Origin of the sequence: Neorhizobium descurainiae (assembly GCF_051400715.1) — a bacterium.
Lineage (GTDB): Bacteria > Pseudomonadota > Alphaproteobacteria > Rhizobiales > Rhizobiaceae > Neorhizobium.
Genome location: NZ_JBLFFK010000045.1, coordinates 1 through 15,283, shown reverse-complemented (window position 1 = coordinate 15,283; position 15,283 = coordinate 1). Strand labels below are relative to the sequence as shown.

General features: G+C 56.1%; 18 protein-coding genes. 12 read left to right on the top strand and 6 right to left on the bottom strand.

The window, feature by feature from the left end; all coding sequences use genetic code 11:
- The 12 genes from ACMGE0_RS32925 to ACMGE0_RS32870 all read left to right on the top strand — a co-directional run.
- The coding region (locus ACMGE0_RS32925; protein ID WP_436820073.1) for a polymorphic toxin type 28 domain-containing protein at nucleotides 1-699 on the top strand (699 nt) is incomplete at its 5' end.
- Nucleotides 696-1,295 carry a hypothetical protein gene (locus ACMGE0_RS32920; RefSeq protein WP_436820072.1) on the top strand — a complete coding sequence of 200 codons (600 nt, stop codon included), beginning with the start codon at nucleotides 696-698 and terminating at the stop codon, nucleotides 1,293-1,295. The genes ACMGE0_RS32925 and ACMGE0_RS32920, both read left to right, overlap by 4 nt.
- Nucleotides 1,296-1,552: 257 nt before the next feature.
- On the top strand, nucleotides 1,553-1,999 hold the full coding sequence (locus tag ACMGE0_RS32915; protein ID WP_436820071.1) for an Imm26 family immunity protein: 447 nt from the start codon (nucleotides 1,553-1,555) through the stop codon (nucleotides 1,997-1,999).
- Nucleotides 2,000-2,172: 173 nt separating this feature from the next.
- On the top strand, nucleotides 2,173-3,147 hold the full coding sequence (locus ACMGE0_RS32910; RefSeq protein ID WP_436820070.1) for a PilN domain-containing protein: 975 nt from the start codon (nucleotides 2,173-2,175) through the stop codon (nucleotides 3,145-3,147).
- Entirely contained in the window at nucleotides 3,144-3,749 is a 606-nt protein-coding gene (gspM, locus tag ACMGE0_RS32905) for a type II secretion system protein GspM (RefSeq protein WP_436820069.1), read from the top strand. Before ACMGE0_RS32910 ends, gspM begins: the two co-directional genes overlap by 4 nt.
- Before the next feature lies 1 nt (nucleotide 3,750).
- Nucleotides 3,751-4,293, top strand: a complete 543-nt coding sequence (locus ACMGE0_RS32900) for a hypothetical protein (RefSeq protein WP_436820068.1) — start codon at nucleotides 3,751-3,753, stop codon at nucleotides 4,291-4,293.
- Nucleotides 4,277-5,110 (top strand): hypothetical protein, encoded by an 834-nt coding sequence (locus ACMGE0_RS32895; RefSeq protein WP_436820067.1) that lies wholly within the window; start codon nucleotides 4,277-4,279, stop codon nucleotides 5,108-5,110. The genes ACMGE0_RS32900 and ACMGE0_RS32895 overlap by 17 nt, the downstream gene beginning before the upstream one ends.
- The gene (locus tag ACMGE0_RS32890; RefSeq protein ID WP_436820066.1) at nucleotides 5,107-6,726 is read left to right on the top strand and encodes a GspE/PulE family protein; all 1,620 of its coding nucleotides are present in this window, start codon (nucleotides 5,107-5,109) and stop codon (nucleotides 6,724-6,726) included. The genes ACMGE0_RS32895 and ACMGE0_RS32890 overlap by 4 nt, the downstream gene beginning before the upstream one ends.
- Entirely contained in the window at nucleotides 6,726-7,937 is a 1,212-nt protein-coding gene (locus ACMGE0_RS32885; RefSeq protein WP_436820065.1) for a type II secretion system F family protein, read from the top strand. Before ACMGE0_RS32890 ends, ACMGE0_RS32885 begins: the two co-directional genes overlap by 1 nt.
- Nucleotides 7,937-8,422 carry a prepilin-type N-terminal cleavage/methylation domain-containing protein gene (locus tag ACMGE0_RS32880; RefSeq protein ID WP_436820064.1) on the top strand — a complete coding sequence of 162 codons (486 nt, stop codon included), beginning with the start codon at nucleotides 7,937-7,939 and terminating at the stop codon, nucleotides 8,420-8,422. The genes ACMGE0_RS32885 and ACMGE0_RS32880 overlap by 1 nt, the downstream gene beginning before the upstream one ends.
- Complete coding sequence (locus ACMGE0_RS32875; RefSeq protein ID WP_436820063.1) at nucleotides 8,409-8,777, top strand: type IV pilus modification PilV family protein; 369 nt, start codon at nucleotides 8,409-8,411, stop codon at nucleotides 8,775-8,777. The genes ACMGE0_RS32880 and ACMGE0_RS32875 overlap by 14 nt, the downstream gene beginning before the upstream one ends.
- Nucleotides 8,774-9,415, top strand: a complete 642-nt coding sequence (locus ACMGE0_RS32870) for a hypothetical protein (RefSeq protein WP_436820062.1) — start codon at nucleotides 8,774-8,776, stop codon at nucleotides 9,413-9,415. The genes ACMGE0_RS32875 and ACMGE0_RS32870 overlap by 4 nt, the downstream gene beginning before the upstream one ends.
- A 3-nt stretch (nucleotides 9,416-9,418) precedes the next feature.
- On the opposite strand, the gene gspG is transcribed toward ACMGE0_RS32870, so the two are convergent.
- The 6 genes from gspG to ACMGE0_RS32840 form a co-directional block, all read right to left on the bottom strand.
- A complete protein-coding gene (gene gspG / locus ACMGE0_RS32865; RefSeq protein WP_436820061.1) occupies nucleotides 9,419-9,871 on the bottom strand; it encodes a type II secretion system major pseudopilin GspG in 453 nt (150 codons plus the stop codon).
- Nucleotides 9,868-10,353, bottom strand: a complete 486-nt coding sequence (locus ACMGE0_RS32860; protein WP_436820060.1) for a prepilin peptidase — start codon at nucleotides 10,351-10,353, stop codon at nucleotides 9,868-9,870. The genes gspG and ACMGE0_RS32860 overlap by 4 nt, the downstream gene beginning before the upstream one ends.
- Nucleotides 10,353-12,500: a type II secretion system secretin GspD gene (gene gspD, locus ACMGE0_RS32855; protein WP_436820059.1), complete on the bottom strand. Its 2,148-nt coding sequence runs from the start codon at nucleotides 12,498-12,500 to the stop codon at nucleotides 10,353-10,355. Before gspD ends, ACMGE0_RS32860 begins: the two co-directional genes overlap by 1 nt.
- 434 nt (nucleotides 12,501-12,934) lie before the next feature.
- Nucleotides 12,935-13,324 (bottom strand): DUF7684 family protein, encoded by a 390-nt coding sequence (locus ACMGE0_RS32850; protein ID WP_436820058.1) that lies wholly within the window; start codon nucleotides 13,322-13,324, stop codon nucleotides 12,935-12,937.
- On the bottom strand, nucleotides 13,311-14,114 hold the full coding sequence (locus ACMGE0_RS32845) for an RHS repeat-associated core domain-containing protein (protein WP_436820057.1): 804 nt from the start codon (nucleotides 14,112-14,114) through the stop codon (nucleotides 13,311-13,313). Before ACMGE0_RS32845 ends, ACMGE0_RS32850 begins: the two co-directional genes overlap by 14 nt.
- Nucleotides 14,115-14,141: 27 nt before the next feature.
- Nucleotides 14,142-15,089, bottom strand: a complete 948-nt coding sequence (locus ACMGE0_RS32840) for a transglutaminase family protein (RefSeq protein WP_436820056.1) — start codon at nucleotides 15,087-15,089, stop codon at nucleotides 14,142-14,144.
- Nucleotides 15,090-15,283 lie beyond the last annotated feature (194 nt).

Below are 15,283 nucleotides of genomic sequence, written 5' to 3'. Positions count from 1 at the left end.
ATCTCGCCGGACGACTGGGACCCGACATTAGAAGGCGTCGGAACAAACAGATACGCCTATGCCCAGAACGATCCGATCAATAAGTCCGATCCGAATGGGCATCAGAGTATCGGCCACAATGGTGGTCCGCCACTTGATCCACTAGATCCGGATGGTGACGGCAAAATCGATGTAAATGACCAAATTTTCGATCCCATAAAACCGGATGCTTTGAGCCTAGATAAACCCGGCTCCATGCTCGGATTGGCAATCGGTTTAGCTATACTGGACGCTTTGACCGATGCAGATCCGCTTACTTCTACCCAACGGGACGTAGTTCAAGGAATCGAAAATCGAATAACCAACACCCTCAATGAGAAGCATTATGAAGCGGTGCGTGCTGAGTTGGAAGGTAAGGTGGTTGCCACCAAGCCAAATGGCGCCCCTTACGATCATATCACTGAGGTAAGAGAGGCAATGGTGGGGCAAATTACTGCAGCAAAGAACCTCCAGACGGCTCTGGGTAGTCCAAGCCTAAACCCTGCAGCTAAAGAAACAATCGAGCAGGCCCTAAGCAAAGCGAGCAAATCAATAGACGACGCAAAAAAAGCACTAAATGGGGAGACAACGCAAACAACGCACGATAAAAGTTCTACACGAGGCGATGATAGCTCATCATCCTCAGGTTCTTCTTCAAAGTCTGATAGGGATCATCCATGAAACACGATATCCGTAGCATTGGGGATCGTGCCAAAGGGGTAGCTGCAGGTGCCGTTAGTCCTGAAGAAATCGAGTTCGCCAGGAACATACTTCGCACGCGCTCCGGAGATATATATACCGCTCTTCATGTTGTCGGACTTCTTGGCAACAAGGAAGACGCTAAGCTCGTGGAAGGATTTATTTGGGGTGGTGAGAATAACATTTATGCTGAGGCTGCATTAAAGGCATTATGCAGATACATGGGGCTAATTGTCCAATATCGTCCATTGTTACGCAAGCTAGTCATGAGTTCACCTGACGAAGGTGGTACGCGAAGGATGACTGCTATACATCTTATGAAAGAGTATTTCGAGGCTTATGACGATCGTGATCTGGGCTGCTATTTAGTGAAGGTTCTATGTGATGTCAGTGATCCGCACCGGTTATCCGCGAGAAACGCATTAGCCGATATATTGAGACTACGTGGATCGCTTAAGGATCCTCATGGGCTAGAATTCGGTGAATGGGACGAGGATGCGGTATTGTTGGTGAATGTCGGCAAAGACACTTTCAAGTGCGGCGATATAAGCGTCGGTCAAATATCACGCACTCATTAGATTGTAATACGGAACTTCCATCAATTTCGATAAGAGAATTCGCTGTTAGCAAAGCGGCGGCGATGGCTGAGAGGGCAGGCATGCTCGACGGTAAGCCCAATATAGGAATTCTCTTTTGTTGAAGATAGGAGCAGTCGAGCTTCCTTCCCTAGTGTAGAAATTGAATCGCTTGAATGAGTCGATCATATGTCAGAGCTACGAAATCCTCCGGGATTGGTGTGTTCGTTGCGCTCACGATACGAGAGTCGGAGATTGAAATGCAACGCATTACACGCGGGGACGCATATAAAATAAAAATTGATAATCAAAATTGGGCGTACGCAGTCGCGTTGAAAAAGCCGCTATATGGCTTTTTTGACCATCTATTTCAAGAAGACGTGCCACTCGTCGAAACTATCAAGCTTGCTTTTGCTTTTCGCTGTTGCGTGATGGATTCTGCTGTAAAATCGGGACGTTGGATAAAAATTGGAACCTATAATCCTGATCTTGTTCATGACCACATTGTCTTCTTCACGCAGGACAAGATCAGTGGGAAGTTGACCTCCTACATAGATAGAGGACAACAAGAAGGCAGGCAGCCTTCTCCCGTCGAGGCGCGTAAAATGGAACCGGCGGCGGTCTGGAGCGCCGAGCACGTTGAGGATAGATTGCGTGACTATTTTGCGCATCGCCCGAATCGATGGTTGATGTCGATGATGCCCTGAAACGTCACGAGATTGTGGACGAAAGGGCGAGGTGTTTTCCTGGAGATTGAAATCAAGCCAATTCAGCATCTCTATAGAGATATGTAGAGCCGTCATTATAGTGGACGAGGATCCTCGTCGCGACTAAACAAGCAAGAATGCGTCACCCCGACGACTCGATCGGCAGGTCCAAAATGAGAGATTTCTTGGATTGGTGGAGCAAGGAACTTGCGGGCTTTATTAAATCGTTGTCGGACGGAGCGAATAGAAACGCGAGCACGCCTCTCGGACTGCGCGACGGAAGTGAGATAGGAACTCCGCCGATAGATGCTGAGCAACTGGGTTTTCCAAGGCCGCTTAAATTTTTCCGGGACGAAAGTGTTGTCCTGGAAGGACCGTTTTTGAAACTGCCTTCAGCAGGCCGTCAACTACCTTATTCGAGGTCACTGGCTGTGACTTCTGCTATGCTCAAAGAGAAAACGCCTTTTGCAGTCCAGGATGTATATATCTTTCCCCGGTTTGCCACAGGTGCCGGCTCTTATTTCTACGTGATAAAAAAAACTACAATCGAGCCCCTCCTTACCCAACCCAGACCCCCGGGGACCAAAGTTCGACGCTTAGGTATCCGCGACGGGGACGAAATCTACTGGCTCCCCTCGCGCGCGCTCGAAAACCTCCATCCCGTCTTCCATCATATACGCCAGTGGCGAAACGGCTTGCTCGCCGCATTCGCAATCCTGCTCGTCACAGGCGGCGCGACCTACGCGCATGCTTTCTTCAAATATTCGGCGGCGGAACAGGAGCTTGCAGAAGCGATTGAGGCCAAACGTTCTGAAGCCTTGCAGGTCCGAAAACTTCTCGACCGGCAGCAGAGAAGCATCGCAGCCGTCGAGGCGGCGCGGAAGGGCAAGAGCCAAGCCGTGCCGGTCGTGCGTGTCTGGGAGGAGCTGACGCGGGTCCTTCCGGACGATGCCTGGCTCACGGATGTGACGATCGACGGAGATACGATGACGATCACCGGCTTTGCCGCGCAATCCGCCGCCAGCTTGATCGCGACGCTTGACGGGTCCGATCTCTTCTCCGAGCCGAGCTTCATTTCTCCCGTCCTGCGTATTCCTGGTCAATCCGGCGAACGCTTCGAAATCCGGCTGCGTGTGGGTGTGGCATGACGGAGCTGCTGATCACTCTGATGAACGCGCCGCGCGCCGTGCAGCGCTCGGTGGCGCTTGGCCTGGTTGCCTTCGTCATCGCGATCATCGTAGTGACGATCAGCTATCTCGCCTCGGTTCTTTCCACAAAGGCCGGCAACATCGAGGACATGCGCGCGGAGATCTTCCGGCTGAACGAGATTGTCGCTCGTAAGCCTTCGGATGTTCAACCCTCAAGCGTGGATACTGGAGGCACTGGCCTCTTCATCGAAGGCGAGAGCCTGCCCGTCATTCAGGCCAATCTCCAGGAGCGGATCAACGTTGTGGCGAGTGCGACGGGTGCCACGATCGCGTCGATCAGCGGCACGCCGCAGGTCCAGATCGACGGCGCGACCTATGTCGGCGTGCGCGCCGATGTCGAGGGCAGCTTGCAGGCCTTTCACGACGTCATCCGCCAGCTGGAAACGTCCGAACCGCCGCTGGTCATCCGCCAGGCGTCGATCCATAGCACGAACATGATGTCGCAAGACACGCTGTCGGAGCCGCTTCAGCTTGCCGGGCAGATCATGATCTATGGCGCGATCAATCCGGCGATCGTCTGGCCCGAAAACGGACGGCCGTGAGATGCTGAGATCGCTGGACGGACGATGGAAGGCGCTGCTGACGATGGTCGCGGCCTTTCTTTGCCTCGTCGGTCTCAATGTCTTCATCTCCGGGACGGTCATCGATATTTCCCCATTGGCAGTTTCGACCTCAACAGGCGCTTCGACGGTAAAGTCGGCCGGCAGCGATCAACCGCCGCTTTTTGACGATATTGAGCTTCCCGAGACGCTTGCGCGTCCCGTCTTCAGCCCCACGCGTCGTGATTTCGTTCCCGCGTCACCTGTCGAGATACCTGCAGAAGTCGCGATGGAGCAACCTTCGCCGGAGCCGACGCTTTCTCCGCCATCCATCAGATTTCAAGGAACGAGAGCAGTGAATGGCAAATTCTCGGCGTTGATCGCAACCGCGGAAAACAATGCCGACTGGTTCGCTGAGGGGGCAAACATAGCTGGCTGGACGATTGTCTCCATTACGGCAGACAGCATGGAGCTGAGCTCCGGCTCCGAAAATGCGGCTTTTTCCCTTTACGAAAGAAAGGCGGAGATCGGTGAAGCCGCCAATTGAAGCAGATGAGAGCAGGGGAGAGGGCGGCTTTGCTCTCTTGGCTGTGCTCGGTTTCATGCTGCTCTTCGCGATGTTCCTCATGCCGTTTGCCGCATCCTCGCGCGTAAAAGCCTTAACGTCTTCCTATGAATACGACCAAACGCGGCTAGGATACGCCGCCGAAGCGATCGACGGCTATGTGGCCTGGCGTCTTGGCCATGATTCCCACTGGAAACTGCGCGCCGAAGAGGGAGAGTTTCTATCGCTCCATTGCATGATCGGAGACGCTGTCATCACGATCTCGATCGTGCCGCATGCCCGCCTCATCAATCTGAATACGGCCGAAGAGCCCCTGTTGCGGGCGGGTTTCGAAGAAATCGGACTCACCGGACAAGAGGCGGAAAACATTGCGAACAAGGTCATGCGGTTTCGGTCGCTCCGCATGATTGATGACGGAGAAGCGGCCGGGGTGAATGCGGGGCTGAAACATGCCCCTTTCGAAGACATTTCCGAACTTCACGATTTCGATGCCCTTCGTGGGTTTTCTTTGACCAAGCTGGGCCGCACCTTCTCCGTCCATTCCGGTCGGGCCATCCTGCAAAAACCAAATGAGAGTTCGGGTCCTTCTCAGAATTACACGATCGAAACGGTTCTTTTCGACGGAGATTCCTGGGGAGGAGATGCAGCCATATTTCTTACAGGAAACAGGATGTCTCCGAGCCGGCGGATTGCCTCGATCGAGCTCGATGTCAAACCGGAACGACCTAAGCAGGCGAGAGGTTGTGAAGCGGTTCTCGATCAGGATGTCATCCGCCTGATGGCAGAGGTGTTGACGTGACCTTGCATTCGACATCGCCGCAGGAGTTTCTGACTTTTCTGGAACAGTCCGGGCGGATTTCACCCGAGGCTGCGCAACGTGCCAAATCAGTCGAACGGCAGACCGCACAGCCGGTCGATGTCATCATTCGCGAACTTGGCATCCTGCCGGAAACGGCAATCGCCACGGAGATGGCCCGCTTCCTCCAAGTCTCCACAGTTGCGACCTTGCGAGAGACGGAAAACCACGAGCTTGTCGAACGGCTCGGCCTGGATTTCGCATCGGACAAGGCGCTTGTGCCGCGGGCGATCGAAAATGGCGATCTCTTGCTGACCGTCGCCAATCCCTTCGATCTCGATACGATCAGAGCCGTTCGCTACTTTTTCGAATTGCCGCTGCGCCTCGAGATCGCGCCACGAAGCGCGATCGACGAATACATGCGGAGTGTTCGGCAAAGTGCGGAGCGCACCGACGTCGCCGTCGAGCTTGAAGCCGTGGCCGATCTCGACCTTGAGCGGCTGCAGGATATCGCGCGTGATGCTCCGGTGGTCAAATTCGTTTCGAGGATCATCCAGAAGGCGGTCGACGAAAAGGCCACCGATATCCATATCGAGCCGGAAACGGACTCGATGCGTGTCCGCTTCCGTCGCGACGGCATGCTGACCAGCGTCGAGAATGCCTCGCATGGCCTCCATGCCGGCGTCATCAGTCGTTTGAAAATCCTGGCACGCCTCAACATCGCGGAGCGACGCCTGCCGCAGGACGGGCGCCTTCGGCTTGCAGTGCGTGGACAGGAGATCGACTTTCGCCTGTCTGTCGTTCCTACGATACACGGAGAGGCCGTCGTGCTGCGTATCCTCGATCGGGAAACAGTTCGCCTCGAACTCGGTGCCTTGGGTTACGATCCGGCTTCGGCTGAAAAAATCCGGCAGATCATCCGCAGACCGAACGGCATGGTTCTGGTCACCGGCCCGACGGGTTCGGGCAAGACGACCACGCTCTATTCCATTCTGGCGGAACTCAACCGGCCGGAAGTCAAGATCTTCACCGTCGAGGATCCGGTCGAATACCGGATGACAGGCATCACGCAGCTACAGATCGATCCCGCTATTGGACTGACCTTCGCATCGGCCTTGCGATCCGTCCTCCGCCAGGATCCGGACGTCATTCTGGTCGGCGAGGTGCGGGATCGTGAGACAGCGGAAATCGCCATTCAGGCGGCACTCACCGGTCATCTGGTTCTTTCGACCCTTCATACGAACAGCGCCATCGGTTCGTTCAGCCGGTTGCGCGACATGGGGATAGAACCTTTTCTCATCGATGCGACGATGCGGGGGGTGATTGGGCAGCGGCTTGTGCGGCGGTGCTGCGAGGAATGCCGGGATCGGGATGACAAGGCGGGATGCCCGGTTTGTTCGGGATCCGGCTTTAGAGGAAGGCAGACAACCTTCGAAATCCTGCAGATGTCGGATCGTATCCGCAGGGCGGTCGTCGGCGGGGAAAGTCATGAGGCGATGGAGGCCATCGCCAGGGAAGAGGGCATGGTTCCCATGCGGGATCACGTCTATCGCCTTGCGGCGGAAGGTGTCACCACTCTGGCCGAGGCCGTGCGAGTGGTGGAATTGGAGGATCGCTGATGCAGAGCTTCTCCTACAGGGCATTCAATGGGGAAGGGAGGCAACAAAAGGGCCGGATCGACGCGCTCGACATGGCGGATGCCCGCCGGAAGTTGAAGGCGAGCGGTCTCTCGGTCGCGGATTTGAACCTTCTTGAAGCAGGGGCGGCCAGAGCACAGCGCGTTTTGACGTTATCGCCGTCGCGGCCTTTCAATCAGACTCGTTTCTTCGCTGACCTATCCGTCCTGATGAATGCCGGTCTCGGCATAGATCAGGCTTTGCGGGCCATGCGTGAAGCCACGGAGCGCAGCGCCGATAAGCAGCTCATCGGCGATATCCTTGACCGGCTTTCGTCCGGCGTCACTTCTTCCGCAGCTCTGTCCGTCATGAAGGGACTGCCGGAGGACGTTGCGGCCTTGATCGCGAGCGGCGAGCGAAGCGCGCGCCTAGCCTATGTCATGAAGGTCATCGCGGCGGACCTTGAGCGACGCGATGCGCAGCGCAAACAACTCATCGACGCTTGCGTCTACCCGTTGTTCCTGTTGGTGATGATGTTCTTCGCCGTTGGCGTCGTCACTTTCGTGCTGGTTCCGACACTCGAACCTATCTTCGAAAGTTCCGGCCGCGACGCCCCTTTGATTGTGGCCGTGCTCTCCCATTTGAGGAAGGTGCTTACCGACCCGCTTGTCCTCATCCTTGTCTTCGCTGTTTCACTGCTTATCGCCGTGGCTGCTGTCCTCAGGCCCGCCTCGTTAAAAAAATCCTTTGGCGCTGCCCTGCTGCGGTTTCCCCTTCTCGGCAAGGCACTTGGTCAGTCGGCGCTTGCCCGGTATCTGCAGAGCTTGTCGCTCATGCTGGAAAACGCCGTCCCTCTCCCGGAAGCTCTGACACTTGCGGCACACGCCTGCCCGGCAAGCTCGTTCAGAGAAAGGCTGTTATCGATGCGGGAGGTCGTGATCTCCGGGAAGAGATTGCCGGACGCCTTTACAGCGAGCGGTCTCTTTCCTCGCGGAGTCGTGTCCGTCGTGGCGATTGGTGACGAGGTGAACAGGCTTTCAGCTGTTTTGGACAATGCATCAGGGGTTCTGCGCGCCGATGCGCAGCGGCTTATCGACCGACTGTTGGCGATGCTGACGCCTGCGATCACCATATTCATGGGTTTCCTCGTAGGAGGTCTGGTCGTCTCCGTGATGACCGCATTGCTCGGCATCAACGAGTTGAGTGTCCAGTAATGTGGTTCAACCGAGAAACTCTGGCCGGAAGCAATGCAGGGTTCAGCCTTATGGAAATGCTGGTCGTATTGGCCGTGCTGGGGCTTCTCTTTTCGATTGCCGTTCCATCGTTTCGAAGCCTGACAAAACCCACACCGGCGAGCATCGCGCGGCAGGTCCTTCATGAGGCGCAACTGACGCGTTTGGCTGCATTGAAAGCGGGGAGACCAAGAAGCCTGATCATGGATGCTGAAGCGAAATTTATCCGATCCGATGCAAAAGATGAGGGTATCCAAATTCCGCCCGCTATTTCCTTTTCGGCTACCTTTGGCCGCGATGAGAAGACAACGCTTAAGCAAGGCAGCATCACGTTTTATCCCGACGGCAGCGCGACAGGTGGAATCCTGCGCTTCGCCGCTTCCGGATCGCCAGCGGTGGTCTTGTCCATCAACTGGCTGACTGGCATTCCGGCCCTGTCAAAGGTGGCGGCAAATGACATTCGTTGACGAGAGTGACGGCTTTACTCTGCTGGAGATGTTGATCGCGTTCCTGATCTTGTCTGGCGCGCTCGCGGTCTCGGCGCAAACCATTGCGTTGGCGACAAAAAGCATTTCGATTGCCGACGAACGGAGGGATGCTGCTCGCTTTGCGGAGGCCTTGCGTGCTGAGACCCTATCCCATTTGCTCCCCGGCCAACAGATGGAGGAGGGAAAAAGCGGCGTGCTGCATTGGAAAGCTCGAAGGGTATCGACGGGATCACAGCAGGCTAACGAAAAACCAGCGGGCTTTTCCGTGATCGTTATCACATCCTCTTCGGGCAGAGAGCACAAGTTTCTCTTTTTTGATGCCGGCCTTGAATGAAAGGGACGAATGAACAGAAGGCCGCCTCGGGCCAACGCGCGTCTCTTTCCGACGACGGGTTCACGATTGTGGAAATGCTGGTCGCGCTCTGCGTCACCGCGCTTCTTTCCAGCCTTTTGGCCGTTGCCGTCGTGCAGCTAGGACCGATGCAAAGGATCTCGGAAGTGAGCGAGGGCGACATGGAGCTCGCGGCCGCGGGGGCGTATCTTCACAAGATATTCTCGAACGCACGCCGGCTCGCGCTCATCGGAAACGATCCCGATCGCAAGATCGCCCTTGCGGGAGATACTTCCAGTCTGCGGCTCGTGTCTATTGTGCAGGTCGGCAGTTCGAGGACGTCGCTGCGGGATATCGAAATCCTCGCGCGCAAAAAAGAGAGCGGCATCGAACTTGTCCAGAGGAATGGGCCGCGGCGGACGGCTTCGGACAGGCAATGGGAGGAATTTACCATCATTGCCGGTTTGCAGTCTGTGAGGTTTCAGTATCTTTCGGAAATGACCGATACGACGTCGCCGCGATGGTTGGACAGCTGGTCTGACCGCGAAGACCTGCCGACCGCGATTAAGATCAACCTCCTCGCGATGCGATCCGGTCAGGAAATTGCAATCGAGCGGACCGCTCTTATCCGCGCCGACTGATGATCAGTTGCTGAGGAGATCGGCGTCCTGCCCGGAGCCGCCCATTTTTCGATCGCGGCCGAACGACAGGATTTGGAAGGGCTTATCATCTGCAGGGCTGCGGTATTGGTAGGGAGTATTCCAGGCATCGACGAAGGTGCCGGCATTTTTTATATACGGCCCATTCCAGGCCCCGCCGCTTGAAGGGCGAGAGGCAAGGACCGCAAGACCCTCTTCGGTGCTCGGATAACGACCGGTATCGATATAGTAGAGCTCCAAGGCTCCTTCGAAATTCTTGATCTGGGCTTTGGTCGTATCGACTTTCGCCGAGTCCAGATACCGCAGCACCTGGGGTGTTGCGAGAGCCGCGATCAGGCCGATGATCGCCAGAACGACCAGCAACTCGACGAGGGTAAAACCTTCGACGGCGGCCTGACCGCGCACTTTTGGAATGAAGCGTTGTTCGAAAGAGGTCATAGCGCTGGTCCAATCAAAGGTCCGAAAAGGCGTTCGATATTCCATGTGACGATAAGGGATGCGGCCAAGAACGGTCCGAAAGGGAGCTTGCCCACGAACGAGGACCGTTGCCTGAGGCTCGACCCCGCCACGAAAACCAGGGCAAGAGCCGACGCCAGGAAGAGAAAGATCGGGAACATGAAGGGGCTGAACCAGACCGCCGCAGCACCCGCCAACTTGACGTCCCCGAGCCCCAGCCCCAGGCGACCCGTCAGCCTGAAATGAACATACCGGATGGCCCACATCGACGCCGCGATCACCAAGCCGAAGGCAATAGCTGGAACGACCTCACCGAGACCTTGCTGAGCCCTGTACAGCAGCCCGGCAAGTAATACGGCCAGATTCACCGAATTGGGAATGATGAACCACCGGAAATCCGAGTAGCAGATGAGGCAAAAGCAGATCAGCAATAGGGCCGTGAAGAAGAGCATCGTGGCGGCCATCAGTAACTCAGGCGCTTCATGTCCTGCTCCAGCTTGCTCGATCCGCCTCGGCGTTTTTTAATGTCGGAGCTGAAATCAAGCTGCTGTCTGAATTCTTCCGTCACGCTTCTTGCCTCGTTGACGTCGCGAACGATGCGCGGCCTGATGAAGATGATCAATTCGGTCTTCCTGATTTGATCCGTCTTGTGCTTGAAGGCGTTTCCGAGCAGTGGAATGTCGCCCAGGATCGGCACCTGGCTGCGGACCAGATCGTTCCTCTGCTGGATCAGGCCGCCGAGCGCCAGACTTTCATTGTCATTGACGACCACCCGCGTCGAAACCTTCCGCTGCTGAATGGTGGGAGAGTCGATGCCTGACGAGGTTGTCCTGACGACATCGCTCACCTCCTGTTGAATGTCGAGCATGACCTTGCCGGAGGTGTTGATGCGCGGGATGACCGTCAGGATGATCCCGGTGTCCTTCATTTCCACCGAATTGATGACGGACGCATCGCTGTCGTTGGTGCTCTGCGATTGCCGCGTCACGATGGGAACCTGATCGCCGATCTGCAGGATGGCCTTTTGATTGTTGAGCGCCATCAGCGTGGGCGCGGAGACGACGTTCACGTCCGTGATGCTGGAAAGGGCGTTCAATGTCACACGCATGTCGTTGGTTGCATAGCTCCAGGCGAGCGCCGGAAAACTTGCGCCTGTGCCGCCGGACGCGAGATCAGAGAAGCCGACGCGAAAATTCCCGTTCTCGAAGAACCAGCGGAGGCCAAATCGCAATTCGTCGTTCAGAGTGACTTCCGCTATCACCGCCTCCAGCATCACCTGCGTCGGCACGACATCGAGCTGTCGCAGGAGGGGCTCAATCCGTTCATATTCCCGCGCCGTCGTGGAGATGAGGAGCGCATTGTTCTCGACGTCCGCGACCACGGATGTCTTCGGTTTCCCAGGTTGGCCAGTCGAACTCGAAAGCAGTCCGGATGGATCGGAGGAAGCGGGTTCGGCCTGGGCGGGGTTGAAGGCACTGCTGATGGTTGCCGGCTGGAGGTCGGGGGCTATGGGGTTGTCGACGAGGCCCTGGCTACTCTCTTGAGCTTCGCGCCCCTTGAGGACGGACTGCAGGACCTGAGCGAGCTCCTTGGCCGGCCTGTTCTGAATATTGTAGACGAAGAGACGCTCCTCGTTGGTGGCCGCGAGCCGGTCGAGTTTCGAGATCCATGCGGCGGCGCGCTGAAGGTAGGCGGGGCGCGAGGTGATCACCAGGACGGCGTTCAGTCGCTCGTTGGGAATGAAACGGATGATGTTGCTGCCCGGCCCACTTTCGGTCGCGAAGATTGAACCCAGTTCCTTGGCGACGGCCGCGGACTGCGATGCCCTCAGGGGATGCAGCACGACCGACATTCCCCTCATCCAGTCGACATCGAAAATGCTGATCGCGTTTCGCATCGCGGAAAGATCGTTGCTCGTGCCGGCGAGCACGATAATGTTTCGATGATCATCGACCCTGAGGATGGAGCCCCGCCGACTGATAGGTTCCAGAATGCTCTTCATCTCCGCGGCGGCGACATACTTGAGCTCGATCGCCTGTACCTTAACCCCCGGCCCGCTGAGCGAGGAGGTGGCCGTGGCGATCTCGGGCGTCGACGAAAACGCTTCCGACGCGGGTACGATCTGGTAGCTGCCGTTCTGTTTGGTGATGACGGCGCCATTGACGGTCAAAGCGGCTTCGAAGATATCGAGAAGCACCTCTTTCGACACCGGCGCCGCGGTCTGCAGGGTCACCTTGCCGCCCACGCGTGGATCGACGACATAGTTGGCTCCCAGCGTGTCGCCAAGAACGCTCTTTGCCGCCGAGTTGATGGGAGCATCAACGAGATTGAGGCTGTAACCCTCGGCGCCCTTGGATGTCTTTCCCGTGCTGATGGCGGGCTGCGCACCCAGGAAACTTCCAGTCCCATATTGCGTGGCGCCGGCGAAAACCGATCCATCCGCGGAACGCGTCGTGAAGCCTTGGGATGAGCGATGCGACATGGGGAGTGGTTTTCCCCTGGCGTCCAGCTCGTTCAGCTTTACGGCGAAGACATCCTCGATGGAATCGGCGGTGCTGCAGGCGGATAGGAGCACCGCGCTCAAAAGATAAAGCTGCTTGTGAAGTTTCATTAATAAGCCCGCCCAGTCGCAGGCCTGATCCTATAGGACGCAGCGGCCGGTACCATGGCTCCGGATTGCGTCTAGGGCCCTGTCCACAATTTTCAATCATTGCAGCTTCGGTGATGATTGATGGCCAGATTAGACCCACGAACAATACAACTCAGGCATGTGGCTCGGACCACCGCTCGCGCCGGCGGAGTGCGATCGGCTCCGGCGCGCGGTCGTTCCCAAATTCGCATCGCTTCGTCGGGTGTATCCTGCTCCCGAGGATGAGGCTTGATGCACTATGAGAAAGCGCAGCTTCCCGGCCTCGGGAACGGGAGTGCGAGTCCATCAGGAATGGCAGGAGCAAGAGAAAACATCCCCTGACGGTTCACCACCGAGCAGCGCTACAGGCTGCTCGGTAGAAGGCCTGACCCGAAACGAGGAAGTCGCGAGAGAAGTTAAGTACTAGAGATTTCCTCGATTAATTTTCTTGCTCTCGGGGAATCTTTCTGGCTGAAAATAAGACAATAGAAGCTGTCTTGATCTACAAGCGTTGCATATTTTACAAAATTAGCAACGTCGCTAACGGACTCGTTTAAATGCATAGTTGTAGCAACTTGAATCATATTATCTGATTCAAGTTTCCCATCTATAATTTCTTCCAAGTCCGTTTCTATTTCTGGCCATATCATTATAAACGAACAATTTTCACGCGCGGATTTGGCTATGACGAAATCCACGTCTTCATTGCTAATCATATCTGCGATTACAATGACAGATATGCAGCCAATTGGTTGAGAGGTGACCGAGCCACTTTTTTTTATGACGAGCTTATCACATGCCAACATCTGGGCCTCCTCTGCGAATTTTATCAATGTTATTTTGGAATGTGCGTATTTCTTTCTCCAGATGGTTAATCCGGGATTCCCACTGCTTTTCAATTACGGATTGAGGTTGGTTTTCCATACCTGGCCTTACTGTAGGATTGGCCTTAAAGTCGGTGATTTTTTGCTGATGTTCCTCAATTCTTTTTTCAAGTGATCGAATTGCTCTCTGTTGCTCCGCAGGCAGCTTCTTGTCATCCGGTCCATCATTTTTTGATTTATCTTTTGAATTCGGGTCCTCTGGTGAAGCGCCACCTGCCGCTGCACCACCAGTGCCAGATTTGTCGCCCCCTTTCTTTGATGCTTGGTGGTCTTCCATCATATCGACGCCGAGACCAATGACGCCGCCAATAGCTGCACCTGCTAACGCACCTTGGGCAACTCCGTAAGATGCTCCGCCGGCACCGCCGGCGACTGTACCTGCTGGACCACCGACGGTTCCAAGGCCCCCGCCAAAGAGACCACCGAACAATCCGCCTAGCAGACCCCCAAGGAAACCGCCCCAGGTAGCGCCGCTCTCGGTATAGTCAGCTTGTCCGGCAACATGGCCATTTGGATCGCTTTTGTTGATCGGATCATTCAGTGAATAAGCGTAACGATTTGTTCCGACACCTGGAGTCGTTGGGTTCATGGTATCGGGTGAAATAAACCGTGCGTTTGCCACCGACCCGAAAGAGGTGGATATGATAGTGCAAATGAGCAGCAGACTTAAAAATCGGGCAAAAAGGCCACGAGAAAGGAATTTCATGTACAAGCCCCACTTGCGTTCGTCGGCTATTGACTACTGAACCTGACCGTCTTGCGGTCGCCACCCCAAGGCTTCCGCTTTTGCGAATGATTCCATATTCTGCCCGTACCACTGATCGGCCTTCGCCTTCAAATCGGTTGGGATGTCTTCCATCCGCGCATATTTCCCGGCCAATTCCCGCCGCAGCAAGCCGTTATAGGCACTGCCTTTCTTCACCAGGAGGTAGGCGAAGTTCGGATAATGCCGCAGCAGCACGTCGGAAACCGCAATCGCCCTTTCGAACTCCCCTTTGGCAACTTGGTGCTCTACTATGAGGGAGGCGATCAGTGCTGTTGCTTCCTCGTGAGAGAGAGGACGAAGATAGACGCCGTTCGCAACCGCTTGGTCGGACATCGGTAGCTTCTGCCGGTACCAGGCGTCGCGGGTGAAACCTCCGCCGCTGGTGGCTTCCAGGTTCCAGACCTTGCCATCATCGTCGATGTATTTGACGAAGACATGCAGTGGCGCCTCGGCGAGGGTCATTGTCAACCCGAGGCGCTGACCGAGCGCCAGGAAGAGCATGGGCATGGTGATGCAGTTGCCGCGCCGCGTGGTCAGATAGCGTTGCAGCAGCCGGTTGGCCGGCTTTTCGCCAAGCGGGTCGTCAAGATCATACTGGAACGGTTTGTTGCCATTCCAGGAGCCGCTTTCGTAGAGATACCGTTTCAACGCTGTCAGCTTCGAGGCGCTGTCCGCGTCCTTGCCCGCCATGGTGGCGATGTCGGCAGCCATCTGCTCGATCATGGATTTCACGGCGACCCTATTCACGGAGGGGTCGACCATGGCGTCGACCCTCAGTTTGACCTGCAGAAGATCAAGGGAGGGATCGAAGAGGGCTTCCACCTCCTGCTGTACGACGGTAGTGCCAGCTCCCGACGACTGCGCGAAAGTCACAGACAACGGCATGCACAGCAGCAGAATGGCAAGGGAAATGGCTCTCAATGATCCCTCCCGCCGATTTCAATCATGGGGATGGTTGTGGCTGTGCCACTTACCGTTATGGCGGCGCCGGCAGAGCCGTCTGTCATAGCAGCGTTCGCATTCACAGCAGCTCTGATCGGGAGCAGCCGGTTTTCTGGCCCGGCAACGGCAGGTGCATCCGCACTTTCGAGGTCTGCCCCCTGGTCACTTGGAAC